Origin of the sequence: Corallococcus sp. AB018 (assembly GCF_003986945.1) — a bacterium.
GTDB lineage: Bacteria > Myxococcota > Myxococcia > Myxococcales > Myxococcaceae > Corallococcus > Corallococcus exiguus.
Genome location: NZ_RAWR01000133.1, coordinates 1 through 19,097, shown reverse-complemented (window position 1 = coordinate 19,097; position 19,097 = coordinate 1). Strand labels below are relative to the sequence as shown.

Below are 19,097 nucleotides of genomic sequence, written 5' to 3'. Positions count from 1 at the left end.
TGAGTCCCGTCCCATGTCGTTGATGCAAAGGATTAAGGTGCCGCCCCATGCGCGAGTCGTGGACGGGTGGGACGAAGCTCCTGGCGGCGGCGAGCCTCGCGGGCGCGGTGGGCTTCCTCTTCGCCATGGACGTGGGGCCGCGGGAGGCGCGGCTCGTCACCAAGGCGCTGCCCATGGTGTGCCTGCTCCTGTGGCTGTGGCCCGCGCGGGGGCGCTATGCGCGGTTCATCTTCACGGGGCTGGCGCTGTCTCTGCTCGGCGACGTGCTGCTAGAGGTGAGCCCGGACCTGTTCCTTCCGGGCCTGGGCGCCTTCCTGCTGGTCCACCTGGGCTACACCGCCGCGTTCGTCTCCGTGACGCGGCGCCTGTCCCTGCTGCGTGCCCTGCCCTTCCTGCTCCTGGCGGTGGGCGCCACCGTGGCGCTGTGGCCGGGGCTGGGCGGGATGGCGCCACCGGTAACAGCCTACGTCGCCGTCATCTGCACCATGGGCTGGCGCGCGGCGGCCATGATGAGCGCTCCGGAGCTTCCCCGGCACGAGCAATGGCTGGCACTCCTGGGCGCGCTGCTGTTCTCCGCCAGCGATGGGCTGCTCTCCATCCGGCTCTTCGTCACGCCCCTGCCAGGCCTGGGTTACGCCGTCATGCTGCTGTACTGGGCCGCACAGCTCTGCATCGCGGCCTCCGCGCGCGTGGAACACGCTCCGGTTCCGGTGCCTGCATCCATGCCGCGATGACCCCACCGGAGCCGGAGCGCCTCACGACGCTCCGCCTCCGGCAGTCACCTCGGAACTACTGCAGCACGCCGATGGTCTCCGCGCGGTCCACGGCCTCACCCTTGGTGGTGTAGCCGGAGTACCAGCCGGTCAGGTTGCTGCCGGACTGGTCATACTGCATATGGACGTGGGCGCCCGTGGCGTTGCCCGTACCGCCCTCGTTGCCCACCTGGCAGCGGTTGCACGTGCGGTCGAACGAGTCCGACGTCTTGATGAAGTGCCACAGGCGGAACGTCTTGCCGTTGGAGAAGGCGTGCTTCGCCTCGTTCTGCGTGCCGCTGCCCGTGCCGTTGCAATAGACGCCCGAGGTGCGGATGGTCACGTTCCAGGACAGGGACGCCACCACGCCCGTCTCCACGCCCCAGTAGTTGCAACGACCGCTGGAGATGTCCACCGCGCCGTGGAACGTGCCGCTGGAGTAGTTCGTCGTCGCCGTGACCGTGCCCGGAAAGGGCGACTTCACGGTGTACGAGTACGCAGCCGCGACCGAGGGAACCGCGAGGGCCAGGATGGCCGCGAAGGCCTTCTTCTTCATGTGACGCATCGGGGGTGTTCCTTTCGGGCCGGCGGGTCCGGCCCCATGAGGTGCCGCTCAACGGACCTGTTGCTGCCGCTGCTTCTCTCTCAAGAGCAGGCCCCACTCCTGAACGCCTGATTCCAGGGCGCGGATCCACGCGTCGATCTCCGGCGCCATGCCGGGGTCCACGCTCCGCAACTTGCGCAGCTCCGGCACGGCGTCCGCGAAGCCCAGCTCCGCGATGCCCTGCACCAGCGCCTTGCGCACTCCCGTGTCCCGCTCGCCCCGGTACATGCCCACCAGCGCCTCGCGCGCGGGCGCCATCTGCGCCGCCGGCACGCTGCCCAGCGCGAGCGCCGCCGAGCGCCGCACGTCCGCGCTCTCGTGGCCCAGCATCCCGAGCAGCTTCTGCCCCGCCTCCGGCCCCATCTTGCGCGTGTCCAGGGACTCCAGAATCTTCGCCGTCACCTTCGGATCCGTGGACGCCGTCGCCGCGTTCACCGCCATGTCCGTGGCCGGGCCGTGATGGGCGGAATAGACGTGCTCGTTGTCCTCGATGAGGTTCTTCGCCGCCTCCATGCGGACCTCCGGCGAGCCGTCGCGCATGAGCCGCTCGTACATGTCCCCCGTCTTCTCCAGCGCGCCGGTGCGGCGCATGGCGCGGACGGTGGCGGCGCGGACGGACGGGTCACGGTCCTCCAGCGCGCGGCGGGCCACGGTCTGGATGGCGTCCTTCTCCGCCTCGCGCTCGCTGCGCGCCACCAGCGCCGCGGCCAGCTGCTCCACCATCACCGGGTCCGTCTCCCGCTCGAACGCCGCGTGCAGTTCGCCTGAAGGCAACGACACGGCGGCCTCGCGCAAAACGGCCTGGAGGTAGTCGCGGTAGGCCTTGGAGCTGGAGCCCATCCCCTGGCGGAGCTGATCCATCAACCCACGGACCGAACAGCTCTCTCCCTGCAGCACGGGCTTCGCGGCGGAGGGCGTGGACTGCGCGGTGACGACCGGGGACGCGAGCATCAGCGTCAGGCCCCCGAGCGCGCGAAGACCTTGGAGGTAGCGGGACATGCCGGGGCTCCTAGTTGTGGCGGTCCATGCAGCCGAAGGGGTTCTGGTCCGGCAGCTCATTCCAGACGCGGATGAAGTCGACGTTGCCCTGGGCGTAGAGCGTCTCGAAGATGCCGTAGAGCGGCTGGAAGCGCGGATCCACGGTCGCCATGTTCGCCATCACCGGCAGGGCGTCCCGGCCCGCGACGCGCGCGGAGAACCGGAACAGCGCCCAGCGCACGCACACCGACTGCTCGCGCTGGAAGGCGTCCGTGAACGTCTTCAGCACGTTCTCCTTGTCGGAGGACATGGCCAACACCTGCGCCGCCGCGTCTCGGCCGTCCTCGTTGCCCTCGCTGCGCAGGATGCGCTCGAAGCGGGCCGTGGCCTTCGCGTCCAGCACGGGTGAGTTGTGCAGCGGCGCCGTCTGCGCCAGGTGGCGGATCTGCTCGTCCGGCGCGTCCGTGGCGATGGTGATGAGCCGGTCGAGGTACGGCGACGCGTCGCCCAGGTTCTCCGACTCGCGCGCCATCACGCGGCCCAGCGTGCGCGTGGCGGCCCAGCCCGCCTCGGTGGACGCCGGGTCGCGCGCGAACTCCGCCATCCGGTCCATCGCGTCCGGCGTCAGGTGCTTCTGCGTGTCGAGCGCGGAGAGCATGCCCGCGCGCCGCTCGATGGGCAGCCCCTTGTCCAACCCCGCCTCCAGCAGCCGTGCGGCGACCTGCGGCTTCTGCACCGCGTCCGACTCACGCAGCCCGGACAGCAACACCTGGAACGCCGCGCCCTGCGCGTCCCGGGCCCAGTCCACCACCTGCCCCGCCTTCTTCGCGTCGTCGCCAATCAGCTCCGCGAGCTTCGACTTCAGGTAGTCGCGGACGAGCGGATCCTTCGACGCGAGCAGCGGCGCGGCCCAATCACGGAACGTCTCCAGCGTCACGCCGTCGTTGAAGCGCGCCAGCTCCGGGAAGCACGTCTGGTCCGAGAAGCGGCGCTCCGCGGCCTCCGCCTCCTCCACGCCAGCCGCCATCGCTCCCCCGCCCGTACTCCCACCTTGCGAGCCTCGGGACTGTGTGGCTTTAACGGGGGCCGCCACCGCCGCTGGCGCCTGCGCGTCGTCACCGCCACGCCACATCAACCCCACGGCCGCCAACACGGCCACCAGGCCCGCACCCGCCCATACCCAGGGGACACCCCGTGCTCGCGAAGGACCGGATGCGGGCGTCTGGGTCGGAGTGGAAGGAACCATGGGAATCCAAATAACCATGGATTCCTTGTTTCAATCAAGTAAAACAGATTGATTGGATTTTTACTGGAAGCCGCCTTCTTTCACTCTGGTGATTCCAGATATTGACCGCTCGCGTCACGGGAACAGTCCCTGCGTTATGGAACACGCATGCGGCCGACACACTTCGTGTCGCGGCGACGCAATGACTCTCCGCGCGTGTGTGCGAGCAGATGTCACATGGCGTTGCACCCTGCGCTCGTCTGCCTTCCTACCCCCCCAAGGTCAAAACAGACACGCCTCTGACGCAGGGGCGTGAAGTGTCCGCGATGCAGTGTCCGTGTATGATTTCGGCCCGTGGTGGCAGGGCCGGGGGGCTGTAGCCAGCGCATGGATGCACCGGGCGGAGGTGTCCGGGTCGCGCCATGGCTGTGAATGCGTCGCGGGAAAAGTGGCCGGACATGATGAAGAACGAAGCAGGTGCCGTGCGGCGGGAGCCTCCCGCGGTGGGCGTAACGGGTGTGTCCTCGGACCTCGCGGACCGGACACAGGCCGCGGACGTGGAGTCGCTCTTTGGAGCCGCTCCCGCGCCCGTGGAGCCGCCGTCACGTTCCAACACCGGGTCCTCGTCCACCTGGGACGGGCCGTCGCGTCCGGGCACGGGTGGCACCGGTGACACCGGTGACACCGGCAACAACACCAGTCCGTCCATCCAGGGACACGCGCTGCGCCCGGGCATGCGCCTGCAGCACTACGAGCTCATCCGCGAGCTGGGCTCCGGCGGCATGGGCACGGTGTTCCTCGCGCGCGACGTGCGGCTGGGACGCCGGGTGGCCATCAAGTTCCTGCACAGCGAGGACGCCGACATCACCCGGCGCTTCATCCTGGAGGCGCGGGCCACGGCGCGGTGCAGCCACGAGAACATCGTCATCATCTACGAGGTCGGCGAGTTCCCCGGCGGCCCGTTCATGGTGCTGGAGTACCTGCAGGGCAAGCCGCTGACGAAGGTGCTGGGCAACCAACGCCTGCCGCCCGCGCGCGCGGTGGAGCTGATGGTGCCGGTGGTGCGGGCGCTGGAGTGCGCCCACGAGCAGGGCATCGTCCACCGCGACCTCAAGCCGGAGAACATCGTCGTGACGGACTCGGGCGCCATCAAGGTGCTCGACTTCGGCATCGCCAAGGTGCTCCAGGGTGACGAGCCCGTGGAGGCGCCCGCGGGCGGCCCCCAGGCGCAGCCGCGGCTGCACTCGGTGGAGGGCATGGGCGAGGACGTGTCCAACCTCACCCGCAAGGGCGCCATCATGGGCACCATGGCCTTCATGTCCCCGGAGCAGTGGGGCATCGGAGTCGCCGTGGACAACCGCACGGACATCTGGGCCGTGGGGTTGATGCTGTTCCGCATGCTCGCCGGCAAGCACCCGTTGGATCCGCTGCGCGGTCCGCAGCTGATGGTCACGGGCATGCTGGATGAGCCCATGCCCCTGCTCAGGACCATGGCGCCGGACGTGCCGCAGGAGCTGGCGGCCGTCGTGGACCGCTGCCTGCTCAAGCGCAAGGAGGACCGCTACCCGGACGCGTCTTCGCTGCTGCGCGCGCTGGAGCCCTTCCTCCCCGGCCGCATGAGCCGCGAGCTGCGCGTGGACGAGAGCCCGTACGCGGGCCTCAGCTCCTTCCAGGAGGCGGACGCGGACCGCTTCTTCGGCCGCACCCGTGAAATCGCCGCGCTGGTGAACCGCATCAACGACCGGCCGCTGCTGGCCGTGGTGGGCCCGTCCGGCACGGGCAAGTCGTCGTTCGTGCGCGCGGGTCTGGTGCCCGTGCTCAAGCGGTCCGGAACGCCGTGGGAGGCGCTGGTCATCCGCCCCGGCCGCAGTCCGCTGTCGGCGCTGGCCAGCATCGTCGCGCCGCTGATGAGTTCGTCCACCACCATCGAGGACGACCTCCAGGAGCAGCAGCGGGTGGTGGAGCGGCTGCGCGCGGAGCCCGGCTACGTGGGCAACGTGCTGCGCAGCCGCGCTCGCCGGGAGAAGCGGCGCATCCTGCTCTTCATCGACCAGTTCGAGGAGCTCTACACGCTGGTGCCGGACGTCCAGGACCGGATGGCCTTCACCGCGTGCCTGTCCGGCATCGCGGACGACGCGACCACGCCCATCCGGGTCATCCTCTCCATCCGTTCAGACTTCCTGGACCGCGTGCCGGAGGACGAGCGCTTCATGGCGGAGCTCAGCCAGGGGCTCTTCTTCCTCACCGCGCCCGCCCGCGAAGGCCTGAAGGACGCGCTGGTGCAGCCCGCGGAGCGCGCGGGCTACCAGTTCGAAAGCCCCGCCATGGTGTCCAGCATGCTGGAGCACCTGGACGCATCCCAGGGCGCGCTGCCCCTGTTGCAGTTCGCGGCCACCCAATTGTGGGAGGCGCGCGACGTCACCAACCGGCTGCTCACGGAGAGCGCCTATCAGGCCATGGGCGGCATCGCCGGCGCGCTGGCCAGCCACGCGGACAGCGTGCTGGAGAGCCTGTCCACGCAGGAGCGCACGCTGGTGCGCGCACTCTTCCTGCGGCTCGTCACTCCGGAGCGCACGCGCGCCATCGTGTCCCTGGACGAGCTGCGCGAGCTGACGAAGGACACGGGGGAGATGCAGCGCCTCATCGACCACCTGGTGCAGGCGCGCCTGCTGGTGGTGCAGACCGGCGGCGGCGCCACGGGCGCCACGGTCGAAATCGTCCACGAGTCGCTCCTGCACAGCTGGCCCACGCTGCGGCGCTGGCTGGACGAGGGCCAGGAGGACTCCGCTTTCCTGGAGCAGCTGCGCAACGCGGCCCGGCAGTGGCAGGGCAAGAACTTCGACGCGCACCTGCTGTGGCGCGGTGAGCTGGTGGAAGAGGCCCAGCGCTTCCAGCGGCGCTACCGGGGAGAGCTGCCCCAGTTGCAGCAGGACTTCCTCACGGCGGTGTTCGCGCAGCAGAAGAAGGGGCGCCGGCTGAAGCAGGTGCTGCTCATCGGCAGCGTGACGTTCCTGGGGCTCCTGGTCATCGCGGCGGTGGTGGCGCTCGTCGTCATCCGCAACGCGCAGCAGGAGGCCGAGAAGCAGGCCCAGGGGGCCCAGGCGGCGGAGATCATCGCGCGCGCCGCCGAGTCCACGGCCCGCAGCGCGGAAGTCGAGGCCAAGCAGCGGCTGGCCGAGGTGCAGGCCAAGGAACTGGAGCGCCAGAAGGCGCAGCAGGCGGCGGAGTCAGCCAACGAGCAGGTGGCGCTGGCCAACCAGGAGCTGCTCAGCAAGAACGACGAACTGGTGTCCGCGCTGAAGCGGGCCCAGGAAGCGCAGCTGCGCGCCCGGTTCGCCAAGAAGCGCGCCGAGGAGAGCGCCGACTCCGCGCGCGACGCCCGCGAGGACGCCCTCCGCGCGGCGGAAGAACTCTCCACGTTGCTCAAGCGGGAGAAGGAGCGCGTCTCCCGTCTGCAATCCCAGCTCGGAAGTCCGGTCATCGAGGTCCTGAAGTGAGAAGCATCTTGAACAGGGTGATGAGCAGGTCCGCGTTCGTGTTGTCGGTGCTGCTGGCGCTGGAGTCGGTGCCCGCGCTGGCGCAGGAGCCGGCGCCACGGACAGGCACCACGAAGGCGTCCCGGGGCACGAAGAAGAAACCCACCGCGTCGAAGGCCACGGGCAAGACCTCCGGCACGGCGAAGGTGTCCGGCACGGGTTCCTCGAAGCGGCGGCGCAAGCCCACCGCCGCCGAGGCCACGCCGGCCCCCTCGGACGCGCCCCTCTCCGAGTCCCTTCCCATGCCCCCGCCGCCCACGCCGAAGGCCGTGGAGTCCCAGCAGGAGCAGGCCAGCAGCACGCTGGAGGGCTCGCAGCCCGGCGCGGACGAGCGCCCCTGGGCGAAGGGCATCGCCAAGACGGATCAGGACGCGTCGCTCGCGCTGTTCGGCGAAGGCAACGCGCTCTTGAAGGAATCCATCTTCGTGCAGGCCGTGGAGAAGTACCGCCAGGCGCTGGCGCGCTGGGACCATCCGGCCATCCACTACAACCTCGCGCTGGCGCTGATGAACCTGGACCAGCCGGTGGAGGTGCACGAGCACCTGGTGGCGGCGCTGCGCTTCGGACCGGCGCCGCTGGAGAAGGAGAAGTACGAGTACGCCCGCAACTACAAGACGCTGGTGGAGAAGCAGCTCGCGCGGGTGGACATCACCTGCGCCACGCCCGGCGCAACGGTGACCATGGACGGCCAGACGCTGTTCGTGGCCCCCGGCCGCTACGAGGGGCTGGTGCGCCCCGGCGCGCACAGCATCTCCGCGACGATGGCGGGCTTCGTGCCCAGCGACCAGAGCCGCACGCTGCTGCCCGGTGAGACGACGGCGCTGGATTTGAAGCTCTTCACGTCCGACGACCTCATCCGCTACAAGCGCCGTTGGTCCGCCGCCATGCCCTGGCTGGTGATGGGCGCGGGCGTGGCCGTGGCGGGAGGCAGCACCTTCCTGCACCTCCAGTCCCGCGACCACTTCCGAGCCTTCGAGTCCGGCATCACCGAATGCGGAGGCTGCGTACCGCCCGCCGCCGTCGCCGACGAGCGCTCGCAGGGCAACCTGATGCAGACCGGCGCCATCGCCGGGTACGCCGTGGGCGGAGCCGTCATCGTCACCGGCGCGGTGCTCGCCGTCCTCAACCAACCCAAGCCGTACCGCATCGAACCGGGCCAGGAGGCGGTGACCGTGCAGGTCACTCCGCTCCTCGGCGCGGGTTCGGGCGGTGCCGTGGCCACGTTCCGTTTCTAGAGGTCCTCGCATGACACGCGTCTCCCCCTCTTCCATGGCGCGCGCCCTGCTTCTCCTGGCCGCGCCGCTCCTGCTGCTCTCCTCCTGCTTCCAGGCCACCACGGTGGACTGCCCCGCCGGGCTGGTGTGTCCGGACGGCCTGAAGTGCGCCGCGAACCAGGCCACCTGCATCTCCACGGAATGTGGCGACGGCGTCGTCCAGGACCACGAGCAGTGTGACGACGGCAACATCGTGGATGGCGACGGCTGTAGCCGCGACTGCAAGTCCACCGAGACCTGCGGCAACGGCGTCGTGGACCAGGTCACGAAGGAGAAGTGCGACGACGGCAACACCCGGGACGGCGACGGCTGCAGCGCGGACTGCAAGTCCAACGAACTGTGCGGCAACGGCGTCACGGACACGGCCGTGGGCGAGAAGTGCGACGACGGCAACAACGCCAGCGGCGACGGCTGCAGCGCGGACTGCCTGTCCAACGAGACGTGCGGCAACGGCTACACCGACCCCACGAAGGGTGAGAAGTGCGACGACGGCAACACCGTCAGCGGCGACGGGTGCAGCGAGGACTGCCGTTCCCAGGAGAGCTGCGGCAACGGCTACGTGGACGTCGCCAAGGGTGAGAAGTGCGACGACGGCAACAACATCAACGGCGACGGGTGCAGCTCCGACTGCAAGTCCAACGAGACGTGCGGCAACGGCGTCCTCGACGTCATCAAGGGTGAAATCTGCGACGACGGCAACAACGTCAGCGAGGACGGTTGCAGCGCGGACTGCCGGTCCGCGGAAGGCTGCGGCAACGGCGTCCGCGACGGCGAGGAGCAGTGCGACGACAAGGGCGAGTCCGCCACCTGCAACCTCAACTGCACCGTGCGCGTCTGCGGTGATGGCATCGTCAACCGGACCGCGGGCGAGGCGTGCGACGACAAGGGCGAGTCCGCCTACTGCAACGCCAACTGCACGCTGCGCGCCTGCGGCGACGGCGTGGTGAACACGTCCTCCGGCGAGCAGTGCGACAACCCCGGCCCCGTCAACAGCCCCGCCTGTGACGCGGACTGCACCATCGCCTTCTGCGGCGACGGCTTCACCAACATCACGCGCGGCGAACTGTGCGACACGGCGGGCAACTCCCGCACGTGCAACGCGGACTGCACGCCCGCGGCCTGCGGCGACCGGTACCTCAACACCGCCGCGGGTGAGCAGTGCGACGACGGGCCCAACTCCGCCATCTGCGACGTGGACTGCACCCCCGTGGCCTGCGGCGACGGCGTCACCAACACGGCGGCGAAGGAGCAGTGCGACGACGGCAACACGCGCGACGACGACGACTGCCTGGGCACCTGCAAGCCGAACATCTGCGGCGACAGCGTGGTCAACGTCAACGGACCGGACCGCCCGGAGTCCTGCGACGACGGCAACACCCGCACGGAGACCGCGTGCGACTACGGCACCGCCACCTGCCAGGCGTGCAGCGGCGACTGCAAGACGGCGCTCAATCTCCAGGGCAACGTCTGCGGCGACAACGTGAAGGACGCCACCAACGAGGCCTGTGACGACGGCAACACCGAGACCGAGGACGCCTGCCCCTACGGCACCGCCAACTGCAAGGTGTGCCGCTTCGACTGCAAGGAGAGCCTGTCGCGCACGGGAAACATCTGCGGCGACAACGCGAAGGACCCGGACCACGAGGCCTGCGACGACGGCAACACCAAGACGGAAGTCGCGTGCGACTACGGCCAGGCGAGCTGCCAGAAGTGCAGCGGTGACTGCCAGACGGCGCTCAATCTCCAGGGCAACGTCTGCGGCGACAACCAGCGGGACATGACCCACGAGGCCTGCGACGACGGCAACACCACCACGGAGACCTCCTGTCCCTATGGCGTGGCCAACTGCCAGACGTGCAGCGGCGACTGCAAGCAACTGCTGGCGGTGAAGGGCAACGTCTGCGGCGACGGCGTGGCGGACCTGGCCCACGAGACGTGCGATGACGGCAACACCACCACGGAGACCGCCTGCCCCTACGGCGTGGCCAGCTGCCAGCGGTGCAGCAGCGACTGCCAGACGCTCCTCCCGCTCACGGGCAACGTCTGCGGCGACGGCAAGCAGGACCCCAGCTCCACGAACGAGGTGTGCGACGACGGCAACACGCAGACGGAGTCCTCCTGCCCCTACGGTCAGGCGAGCTGCAAGGTGTGCCGCGGCGACTGCAAGGAGCTGGTCTCCGTCACGGGCAACGTCTGCGGCGACGGCGTGCTGGACTCGGCGAACGAGGCCTGCGACGACGGCAACACCACCACGGAGACCGCCTGCGCCTACGGCACGGCGAGCTGCAAGCGGTGCAGCAACGACTGCCAGACGGTCCTCTCGCTCGAGGGCAACGTCTGCGGCGACGGGGTGGTGGACGCCAACGCCTCGAATGAACTCTGCGACGACGGCAACACCCTCGCCTGCGGCTCATGCAGCGCCAACTGCAAGGTGCAGACGCTCCAGGCTGCGACGGGCACCATCACGGCCACGGCGAGCTCGAACCTGGTCGACGAGGAGACGTTCACCATCAGCGATGGCATCAACACGCCGGTCACCTTCGAACTGGACCGCGACAACAAGCTCAAGAACGCCGCCAACCAGCGGGTGGTCGTGGCGAACGGCACGCCCGCGACGCAGATCGCCCTCGTCATCCGGGACGCCATCAACGCGGTGGAGGAGCCGTTCGAAATCGGAGCCACGGTCGTCACCGGCTCCATCACCGTGAACGTCGCCCACAAGCTGAAGGGCTCCATCGGCAACCAGGCGATGACGGAGAAGGTCGCCAACAACAACTTCAAGGTGAGCGGGATGAACGGCGGCAGCGGCTACGACTGCCCCCAGGGCACGAAGTGCGTGGGCAACGAGGACTGCGCCCTCGACCTGGTGTGTGGGGCCAGCAAGACCTGCGTCGCCGCCCCCTGAGCGGCTTCCCAGACGTGTGACATCCCTCTTGAAACAGGGATGTCACACGTCTTGACGCGCTGGGCCATGTCTTGCGTCACACGCGAGCGGGCCCGGGGGCGCGAGTGGGGGAACGTGCGGTTGACTTCACTGTCGTGGGGGTGGTGAACCGGACGGGCCCCGGGTAGTCGCGGGCCCGGTGGCCTTGCAGCGGTCGTGACCCTCGCTTGCCGCGTCTGGAGCCACATCCATGATGACCCCTCCCCGTCGTCACCGCCGGAGCCCCTGGCTCACGCGGTGGCATCCCCTTGTCGCCGCGGGTTTCGCGTCGGCGCTGGTCTCCTGCGCCTCCCCGGAAACACCCGCCGAAGTCCCCGCTCCCGCCGCGCCCGCAGTGGAGGACACCGCGCAGCGTGAGCAGGAGCTGCTCTCCTGGACGCTGGGGGCGAAGTACGACGCCACGCAGGCCAACATCAACTTCAACATCTACTCGTCGCGCGCCACGCGCATCGAGCTGTGGATCTACAAGACGGCCCAGGGCGCGAGTCCGGCCGCGACGTACGTGATGACGCAGAACGCGACGACCAAGGTCTGGTCCAAGTCCGTCTCCGTCGCCACGCTGAAGAACAGCTACGGCGTCACCGGCACCGTCTATTACGGCTACCGCGCGTGGGGCCCCAACTGGACGTACGTCTCCACCTGGAACACGACGACCAACAGCGCGTTGGGCTTCGTCGCGGATGTGGACTCCGCGGGCAACCGCTTCAACCCGAACAAGCTCCTGTGGGACCCGTACGCGCTGGAGCTGTCGCACGACCCGGTGAACCCCAACAACGCGGACGGCACGGTGTACGCGTCCGGCCCGTTGCACCGCTACAAGGACAGCGGTCCGTTCGCGCCCAAGGGCATCGTGCTCGCGCCGGACACAACGGCCACCGGCACCAAGCCCACGCGCGCCTTCAAGGACGACGTCGTCTATGAGGTGCACCTGCGCGGCCTGACGAAGCAGGACACCGGCTCCGGTTTGGATGCCGCCTGCCTGGGCACCTACAAGACCGCGGGCCAGAAGGCCGCGCAGCTGGCGACGCTGGGCGTGACGGCGGTGGAGTTCCTGCCGCTGCACGAGACGGACAACGGCAACAACGACGCGGTCGCGAGCACCGCGGGCGACAACTACTGGGGTTACATGAACCTCAGCTACTTCGCGCCGGACCGCCGCTACGCGTGCGACCAGACGCCGGGCGGCCCCACCCGCGAGTTCAAGAGCATGGTGAAGGCGTTCCACGACGCCGGCATCAAGGTGCTGGTGGACGTGGTCTACAACCACACCGGCGAAGGCGGCGGGTGGATCAGCGGCGACCCGAGCACGTACAACGTCATGTCGTACCGGGGCCTGGACAACCCCACGTACTACAGCCTGACGAAGGACATGAAGTTCAACTGGGACAACACGGGCGTGGGCGGCAACTTCAACACGTTCAACCCCACGGCCCGCAACGTCATCCTGCATTCGCTGTCGTACTGGAAGGACACGCTGGGCGTGGACGGCTTCCGGTTCGACCTGGCGTCGGTGCTGGGCAACATCTACGAGCACGAGACGACCACGCACAGCGGCTACGAGTACAACCGCGACAACGCGAACACGGCGCTCAACCAAATCACCACGCAGCTGGATCCGCGTCCGGAGGCGGGCGGCGCGGGCACGGACTTCATCGCGGAGCCGTGGGCCATTGGCGGCAATTCCTACCAGGTGGGCAACTTCCCGGCGAAGTGGCGGGAGTGGAACGGCGCGTTCCGCGACACCTTCCGCAAGGACCAGAACCAGCTGGGCGTGGAGAGCATCAAGCCGTCGGACCTGGCCACGCGCTTCGCGGGCTCGTCGGACCTGTACTCGGATGACGGCCGCAAGCCGGCGGCGTCCGTGAACTTCATGGTGGCCCACGACGGCCTCACCTTGAAGGACATCTACTCGTGCAACAGCAAGAACAACAGCCAGGCGTGGCCCTACGGCCCGTCCGACGGCGGCGAGGACAACAACCACAGCTGGGACCACGGCGGCAACGCGGCGCTCCAACGCCAGGCGGCGCGCAACGGCATGGCGTTCATGATGCTGAGCGCGGGCGTGCCCATGCTGACGGGCGGCGACGAGTTCCTGCGCACGCAGTACTGCAACAACAACGTGTACAACCTGGACTCGAACAAGAACTGGCTGGACTACGCGTGGACCACGGACCAGTCCAACTTCCGCACGTTCACCCAGAACCTCATCGCGTTCCGCAAGGCACACCCCGCGCTGCGCCCGGCGGAGTTCTACAAGACGAACGACAACAACTCGAACGTGATGGAGCAGCACCGCTGGTTCAAGCCGGACGGCTTCGTGCCGGACGCGGCATACTTCAACGACGCGACCCAGCATGCGCTGGCCTACCGCATCGACGCGACGGAGTTCTCCGGTGAGACGGTGAGCGCCATCTACGTCGCGTACAACGGCTGGTCCGCCAACGTGAACTTCCTGCTGCCGTGGCCGGGCAACGGCAAGCAGTGGTACCGCGTGACTGACACGTGCTCGTGGGCCGAGGGCCCGAACCAGGTGGTGCTCAACCCGGGCAGCACGAACCTGATTGGCGGCGAGGCCACGAGCTACGGCCTGTGCGGCCGCGGCGTGCTGGTGCTGGTGGCCAAGTAGCGTGAAGGCCGTGGAGGGCCCGGCGCTCCCTGGGGGCCGGGCCCTTCGCGTTGGAGTGGGCGAGGAGGCGGACGCTGGCGGGCCTTGATGCCCGTGGCGGGCCCCGCCAGGGACGGAGCGCCATCCTCCCGGCATGGAACGCCACTTCAAGGATGGACGGTTCGAGTTCGCCCGCCTGGGATTGCTGGGCGCCGCGTACCGGGGGCTCTCCGACGCGGGAGAGGTCCTCGTCACGCTGGACGGGATTCCGGACGGGGACCGTGAGGCGTGGGTGCGGGAGTTCATCGCCCTGGCTGAGCGGCTGGAGCGCCAGGCCCACGCCAGCGCCGCCAGCGGACATCGCGCCAGTGCACGCTCGGCGTTCCTGCGCGCGAGCACCTACTTCCATGAAGCTTCCGCCTGCGCGCCCGGCACCTCGCGGCCGGAGCGGTTCCGCGCGCTGTGGCTGCGGCACCGGGACTGCTGGGACCGCGCGGCCGCGCTGTTCGAGCCGCCTGTCGAACGGGTCTCCATTCCCTACGAAGGCATGTCGCTGGAGGGGTACTTCTTCCGGCCGGTGGGGGGCAATGGCGCGCGAAGGCCCACCGTCATCCTGAACAACGGCAGCGACGGGCCGGTGACGTCGATGTGGAAGGACGGCGGCGCGGCGGCGGTGGAGCGCGGCTGGAACGCGCTGACCTTCGACGGGCCGGGCCAGGGCGCGGCGCTGCACCGGCAGGGGCTGCCCTTCCGCGCGGACTGGGAGCGCGTGGTGACGCCGGTGATGGACTGGCTGCTCACTCGCGCGGAGGTGGATCCCCAGCGCATCGCGCTGCTCGGCGTCAGTCAGGTGGGCTACCAGGTGCCTCGCGCGGTGGCGTTCGAGCACCGCGTGGCGGCGGCGGTCGCGGATCCTGGCGTGATGCGGGTGGGGGATTCGTGGCGCGAACACCTGCCTCCGGAGATGACGCGGTTGCTGGACGCGGGAGAGAAGGAGACCTTCGATGCGTTCATGGCCGAGGGACTGAAGGACCTCCCCGCCGAGCGGGCGGAGCTCCAGTGGCGCATGGCGCCCTATGGAACGCGCTCGCCCTTCGACGCATACAAGGCAGCGGAGGCGATGCACCTGGACGCGGAGATACTCGCGCGCGTTGGCTGTCCAATGCTCATTACTTCGCCGGACCATGAGCAGTTCTGGCCGGGCCAGTCCGAGGAGCTGCACGCCGCGCTGAAGGGCTCCACGCTGCTGCGATTCACGGAGTCAGAGGGCGCCAGCTGGCACTGCGAGCCCGCGGCGCCAGCACTGCGGGACGAGCGCGTCTTCGACTGACTGGAGCGGACGCTGCACACCGCGCACGCGTGACGGCGGGCCGATATAAGGCCGCCATGGCCCAGGACGACAGCGCGGTGGTGAAGCGGCTCCAGCAGGAGGACTCGTTCGAGAAGGAGACGTTCGAGGGGTTGGACCTCCAGCACGTCGACCTGGGTGACAAGGAGTTCTACCGGTGCACCTTCGTGAACTGCGAGCTGCAGGAGAGCCGGTGGAAGGAAGCGCTGCTGGAGGCGTGCATGTTCCAGGGCTGCAACCTGACGCGCGCGAACTTCAACGCCATCCGGTTGCGGGACGTGCGCTTCGAGGGCTCGAAGCTGATGGGCATCGACTGGACGGGCGTGGCGGCGAACCCGGAGGCGAACTTCGAGGAGTGCGCCATGCCCTACAGCTCGTTCGTGGGGCTGAGCCTGCGCCAGACGTCCTTCGTGCGCTGCGTGGCGCGGGAGGCGAACTTCTTCGACATGGACCTGACGGACGCGGACTTCACCGGCGCGGACCTCACCGGCAGCAACTTCCGCGGCTGCACGCTGACCCGGACGGACTTCTCCGGGGCCACGGGCCTGGTGCTGGACCCCGCGCGCAACAAGCTGAAGGACACGCGCATCCCGCAGGACACGGCGATGTCCGTGGTCCATGAGATGGGGATGCGCGTGGAGGGCTACCACGCGAAGCCGGCGGGACGCGGCGGGGCGAAGAAGACGGGAGCGAAGCGGTGAGGGATGGCACCCCGTTCGACCCGGTCGCCGTCGCGCGGATCGCGGTGATGGTGAGGACGGGGCGCATCGGGCTCCAGCGGCTCATCGCCTGGGCGGATGCGTGGGTGATGAAGCTGGACGCCCCACCGCTCTGGTTGCTGGAGCTGTGCACGGTGCCCGGGATCGACAGGGCGCACGGGTTGCTCCTCGACATGCCGGGCATTGCGCAACTGGCCACTGTCGAGGAGCGGGACGTGGAGGACGCGGACCACCTGGCGAGCCTGTTCCTTCGCCACCGTGACGGGTCCATCGCCTGGGGTGACTTCCTCCTGCGGGCAGGCGAGTACCTGGATGGCAAGAGCGGCCACCGGCAGTGCGAGGAGTTCTACATGCAGCTGAACCTGCTGGAGCGCATGGGGTTTCCGGAAGCCCTGGTACAGGCCCAGCGCGAGGACATCGAGCGCAGCCTCGTGGACGCGCTGGTGCGGATGGAGGCCTCCCACCGGCGGTTCGAGGCGGAAGCGCGCGGGGACTAGGAAGCCCGTCCCGCCAAGCGGCGGCAGGCGGAGGACTTCACCGCGAGGTACACGCGCAGGCCCGGTGCGATGTGCAGCTCGCGCACGGCGACATGCGTGAGACGGACCACCCAGCGCACGCCCGTGACGTCCACGTGGGTCGCGCACTCCCCTGCCCCTGCGTCCTCCAGCTTCGTCACCGTGCCTTCGAGCACGTTGCGCGCGGAGACGCCGGTCAGCGGTCCGGTGGACAGGAGGATGTCCTCGGCGGGAATGGCATAGGCGGCGCGGGTGCCCTGGGGCAGCTCCGGCGCATCTGGCACCCAGAGGGACAGGCCGTCCGTGACTCGCAGCCGCGTGCCTCCGGATTCGGGACGCTCCAGCGCGCCTTCGAGGATGTTCTCCTCGGGCTCACCGGTGAGCAGGCCTCGCGCCACGGTGCCCAGCACCGTGTCCGCCGGGCCCACGGCCTTCACCGTGCCGCCATCCAGGAGTAGGGCTTCGCGGGCCAGGGCCCGTGCTTCGCCGAGCTGATGGGTGACGTAGAGCAGGGGCACGCGGGCTTCGTCGCGCACTCGCAGCAAGTACGGCAGCACGCGCTCCTTCAACGCGACGTCGAGCGCGGCCAGGGGTTCATCGAGCAGCAGTAGCGCCGGGTCGGTGGCGAGTGCCCGCGCCAGGGCGACCCGCTGCTTCTCGCCACCGGACAGCGTCACCGGGTAGCGGTGGAGCAGCGGCTCCAGCTCCAGCAGGTGCACGGCTTCGTCCACGCGTGACGTCCGTCCGGCGCGCACTCCGAAGCGCACGTTCTGTCCGGCGGTGAGGTGCGGGAAGAGCAACGCATCCTGCGGCACGTAGCCCATGCGGCGCGCTTCGGGCGGCACGTCGATGCCCGCAGCCGTGTCGAGCAGCACGCGGTCATCCACCACGACGCGCCCCGTGGCGCCTCGCCGCAAGCCCGCGAGCACCTCCAGCAGTGACGTCTTCCCGGAGCCCGAGCGCCCCAGCACCGCCACCGACGCGGACGTGAAGCGCGCTTCGACCTCCAGCGGGAAGCGCGCCAGGGGCAGACTGAGGGACAGCTCCATCACGGACGTGCGCCTCCTGTTCGCGTGGCGCCTCGTACGTCCTCCGCGGACATGTGGCGTCTCGAAGCCGCCGGCCCGGATTGCCTGGGCTTCACGCGAGCCCCCGCGCTCCGCGCCGCCGCGTCACCACTTCCGTCACGTACATGGCCCCGAACGCGAGCACCACCGAGACGCCCGCGAGCTTCAGCGCCTCCGCGTCCTGCCCCACCTGCGTGCGCTGGAAGATGGCCAGGGACAACGTCTGAGTGCTGCCTGGGATGTTGCCCGCCACCAGCACCGTCGCGCCGAATTCACCCAACGCCCGCGAGAACGCGAGCAGCGCGCCCGTGAGCACCCCGCGCCACGCCAGCGGCAACGTCACCCGGAAGAAGGCCCGCGTGCGCGTGTCCCCCAGCGTGCGCGCCACCGCCACCAGCCGGGGATCCACTTCCTCGAAGCCCGCGCGCGCGGAGCGCACCAGCAGCGGGAACGCCATCACCGCGCTGGCCAGCACCACCGCCTTTGGCGTGAACACCACCTCCACGCCCAGCGCATCCAGCAGCCGTCCCAGCGCCGAGTCCCGCGCGAGCAACTCCAGCAGCACCAGGCCCACCGCCGTCGGAGGCAGCACCAGCGGCAGCGCCAGCAGCGTCTCCACCACGCCGCGCCCCGGGCCCTTCCAGCGCGCAAGCGCGTACGCCGCCGCCACGCCCGGCACCAGGATGAGCGCCGTGGACAGGGCCGCCACCGCCACCGTGAACAGCACCAGCCCTGTCAGTCCTTCGCCCATCACGGCGCGGGATGCCCCTTGCCCGCGTCAGGCATCCCGCCGCGAGTCCCGGTCGGGGCGTTCTGGAGCACACCTGCATCCGGCGCCGCCTTCGCCGCGCTCGCGTCCAGGAAACCCAACCGGCGGAACTCCTTCCGCGCTCCTTCCGTCTGGAGGAAGCGCACGAACGCGAGACCGCCTTCCGGCGCCTTGCCCTGCGTCAGCGCCGCCGCCGGATACACGACGCGCGGCGCATCCCCCTCCGGCACCGTGAACACCACCCGGACCTTCTTCGATTGCGCCGCGTCCGTCGCGTACACCACGCCCGCGTCCGCCCTCCCCGCCTCCACCGCCGCCAGCGCGGCCCGCACATCCACCGCCGGAACCACGCGCGGCGCCACGTCCGCCCACACGCCCGCCTTCGTCAGCCACGCCTTCGCGTACACACCCGCCGGCACCGCCGCCGGCTCCGCCAGCACCACCCGCTTGAGCCCCTTCAGGCCCGCCGCTCCGGCGACCTTCACCGACGACTTCACCGGCACCACCACCACCAGCCGGTTGGACAGCAGGTCCACCCGCGAGCCCGCCTGCACGAGCCCTGCCCGGTCGATCCCGTCCATCTTCGCCTCGTCGGCGGAGAGGAACGCATCCGCCGGGGCCCCCGCCACCACCTGACGTGCCAGGTCGCTGGACGCCCCGAAGGCGAACCGCACCCGGTGCCCCGATGCCTGCTGGAACGCGGGCGCCAGCGCCTCGAGCGCGTCCGTCGTGCTCGCCGCCGCGAACACCAGCACCTCCTC

The 19,097-nt window shown here is 69.6% G+C and carries 14 protein-coding genes; 8 read left to right on the top strand and 6 right to left on the bottom strand.

The genetic code is table 11. The features are described from left to right. The first annotated feature begins 47 nt into the window (after positions 1-47). Positions 48-734 (top strand): lysoplasmalogenase, encoded by a 687-nt coding sequence (locus D7Y11_RS25985; protein WP_126935049.1) that lies wholly within the window; start codon positions 48-50, stop codon positions 732-734. Between the two features lie 55 nt (positions 735-789). Here the strand turns inward: D7Y11_RS25985 and D7Y11_RS25980 are convergent, their stop codons facing one another. Genes D7Y11_RS25980 through D7Y11_RS25970 form a run of 3 tightly spaced genes read right to left on the bottom strand, consistent with a single transcriptional unit; the run spans position 790 to position 3,361 of the window. Next, the gene (locus tag D7Y11_RS25980) at positions 790-1,317 is read right to left on the bottom strand and encodes a hypothetical protein (RefSeq protein ID WP_120575892.1); all 528 of its coding nucleotides are present in this window, start codon (positions 1,315-1,317) and stop codon (positions 790-792) included. 48 nt (positions 1,318-1,365) lie between these two features. Continuing rightward, the gene (locus D7Y11_RS25975) at positions 1,366-2,355 is read right to left on the bottom strand and encodes a HEAT repeat domain-containing protein (RefSeq protein ID WP_126935048.1); all 990 of its coding nucleotides are present in this window, start codon (positions 2,353-2,355) and stop codon (positions 1,366-1,368) included. A gap of 10 nt (positions 2,356-2,365) precedes the next feature. Continuing rightward, entirely contained in the window at positions 2,366-3,361 is a 996-nt protein-coding gene (locus D7Y11_RS25970; protein ID WP_233596771.1) for a hypothetical protein, read from the bottom strand. Positions 3,362-4,017: 656 nt separating this feature from the next. On the opposite strand from D7Y11_RS25970, the gene D7Y11_RS25965 reads away from it, so the two are divergent. The 7 genes from D7Y11_RS25965 (at position 4,018) to D7Y11_RS25935 (ending at position 16,482) form a co-directional block, all read left to right on the top strand. Continuing rightward, complete coding sequence (locus D7Y11_RS25965; RefSeq protein WP_233604939.1) at positions 4,018-7,056, top strand: protein kinase; 3,039 nt, start codon at positions 4,018-4,020, stop codon at positions 7,054-7,056. A 20-nt stretch (positions 7,057-7,076) separates the two neighbouring features. Next, the gene (locus tag D7Y11_RS25960; RefSeq protein WP_120575896.1) at positions 7,077-8,330 is read left to right on the top strand and encodes a hypothetical protein; all 1,254 of its coding nucleotides are present in this window, start codon (positions 7,077-7,079) and stop codon (positions 8,328-8,330) included. 10 nt (positions 8,331-8,340) lie between these two features. Beyond that, complete coding sequence (locus D7Y11_RS25955; protein ID WP_120575897.1) at positions 8,341-11,274, top strand: DUF4215 domain-containing protein; 2,934 nt, start codon at positions 8,341-8,343, stop codon at positions 11,272-11,274. Between the two features lie 229 nt (positions 11,275-11,503). Then, positions 11,504-13,939 carry an isoamylase gene (locus D7Y11_RS25950; protein WP_126935047.1) on the top strand — a complete coding sequence of 812 codons (2,436 nt, stop codon included), beginning with the start codon at positions 11,504-11,506 and terminating at the stop codon, positions 13,937-13,939. Between the two features lie 133 nt (positions 13,940-14,072). Beyond that, the gene (locus D7Y11_RS25945) at positions 14,073-15,248 is read left to right on the top strand and encodes a S9 family peptidase (protein ID WP_126935046.1); all 1,176 of its coding nucleotides are present in this window, start codon (positions 14,073-14,075) and stop codon (positions 15,246-15,248) included. 56 nt (positions 15,249-15,304) lie between these two features. Beyond that, complete coding sequence (locus D7Y11_RS25940; RefSeq protein WP_126935045.1) at positions 15,305-15,967, top strand: pentapeptide repeat-containing protein; 663 nt, start codon at positions 15,305-15,307, stop codon at positions 15,965-15,967. Continuing rightward, on the top strand, positions 15,964-16,482 hold the full coding sequence (locus tag D7Y11_RS25935) for a hypothetical protein (protein ID WP_126935044.1): 519 nt from the start codon (positions 15,964-15,966) through the stop codon (positions 16,480-16,482). The genes D7Y11_RS25940 and D7Y11_RS25935 overlap by 4 nt, the downstream gene beginning before the upstream one ends. On the opposite strand, the gene modC is transcribed toward D7Y11_RS25935, so the two are convergent. The 3 genes from modC to modA form a co-directional block, all read right to left on the bottom strand. Further along, positions 16,479-17,549, bottom strand: a complete 1,071-nt coding sequence (gene modC / locus D7Y11_RS25930) for a molybdenum ABC transporter ATP-binding protein (RefSeq protein ID WP_126935054.1) — start codon at positions 17,547-17,549, stop codon at positions 16,479-16,481. The two genes, D7Y11_RS25935 and modC, sit on opposite strands and share 4 nt — an antisense overlap. A 91-nt stretch (positions 17,550-17,640) precedes the next feature. Then, positions 17,641-18,318, bottom strand: a complete 678-nt coding sequence (gene modB / locus D7Y11_RS25925) for a molybdate ABC transporter permease subunit (protein ID WP_120575903.1) — start codon at positions 18,316-18,318, stop codon at positions 17,641-17,643. Continuing rightward, positions 18,318-19,097 (bottom strand): molybdate ABC transporter substrate-binding protein (gene modA, locus D7Y11_RS25920; RefSeq protein WP_233607394.1); only part of this gene is annotated, 780 nt, incomplete at its 5' end. The genes modA and modB, both read right to left, overlap by 1 nt.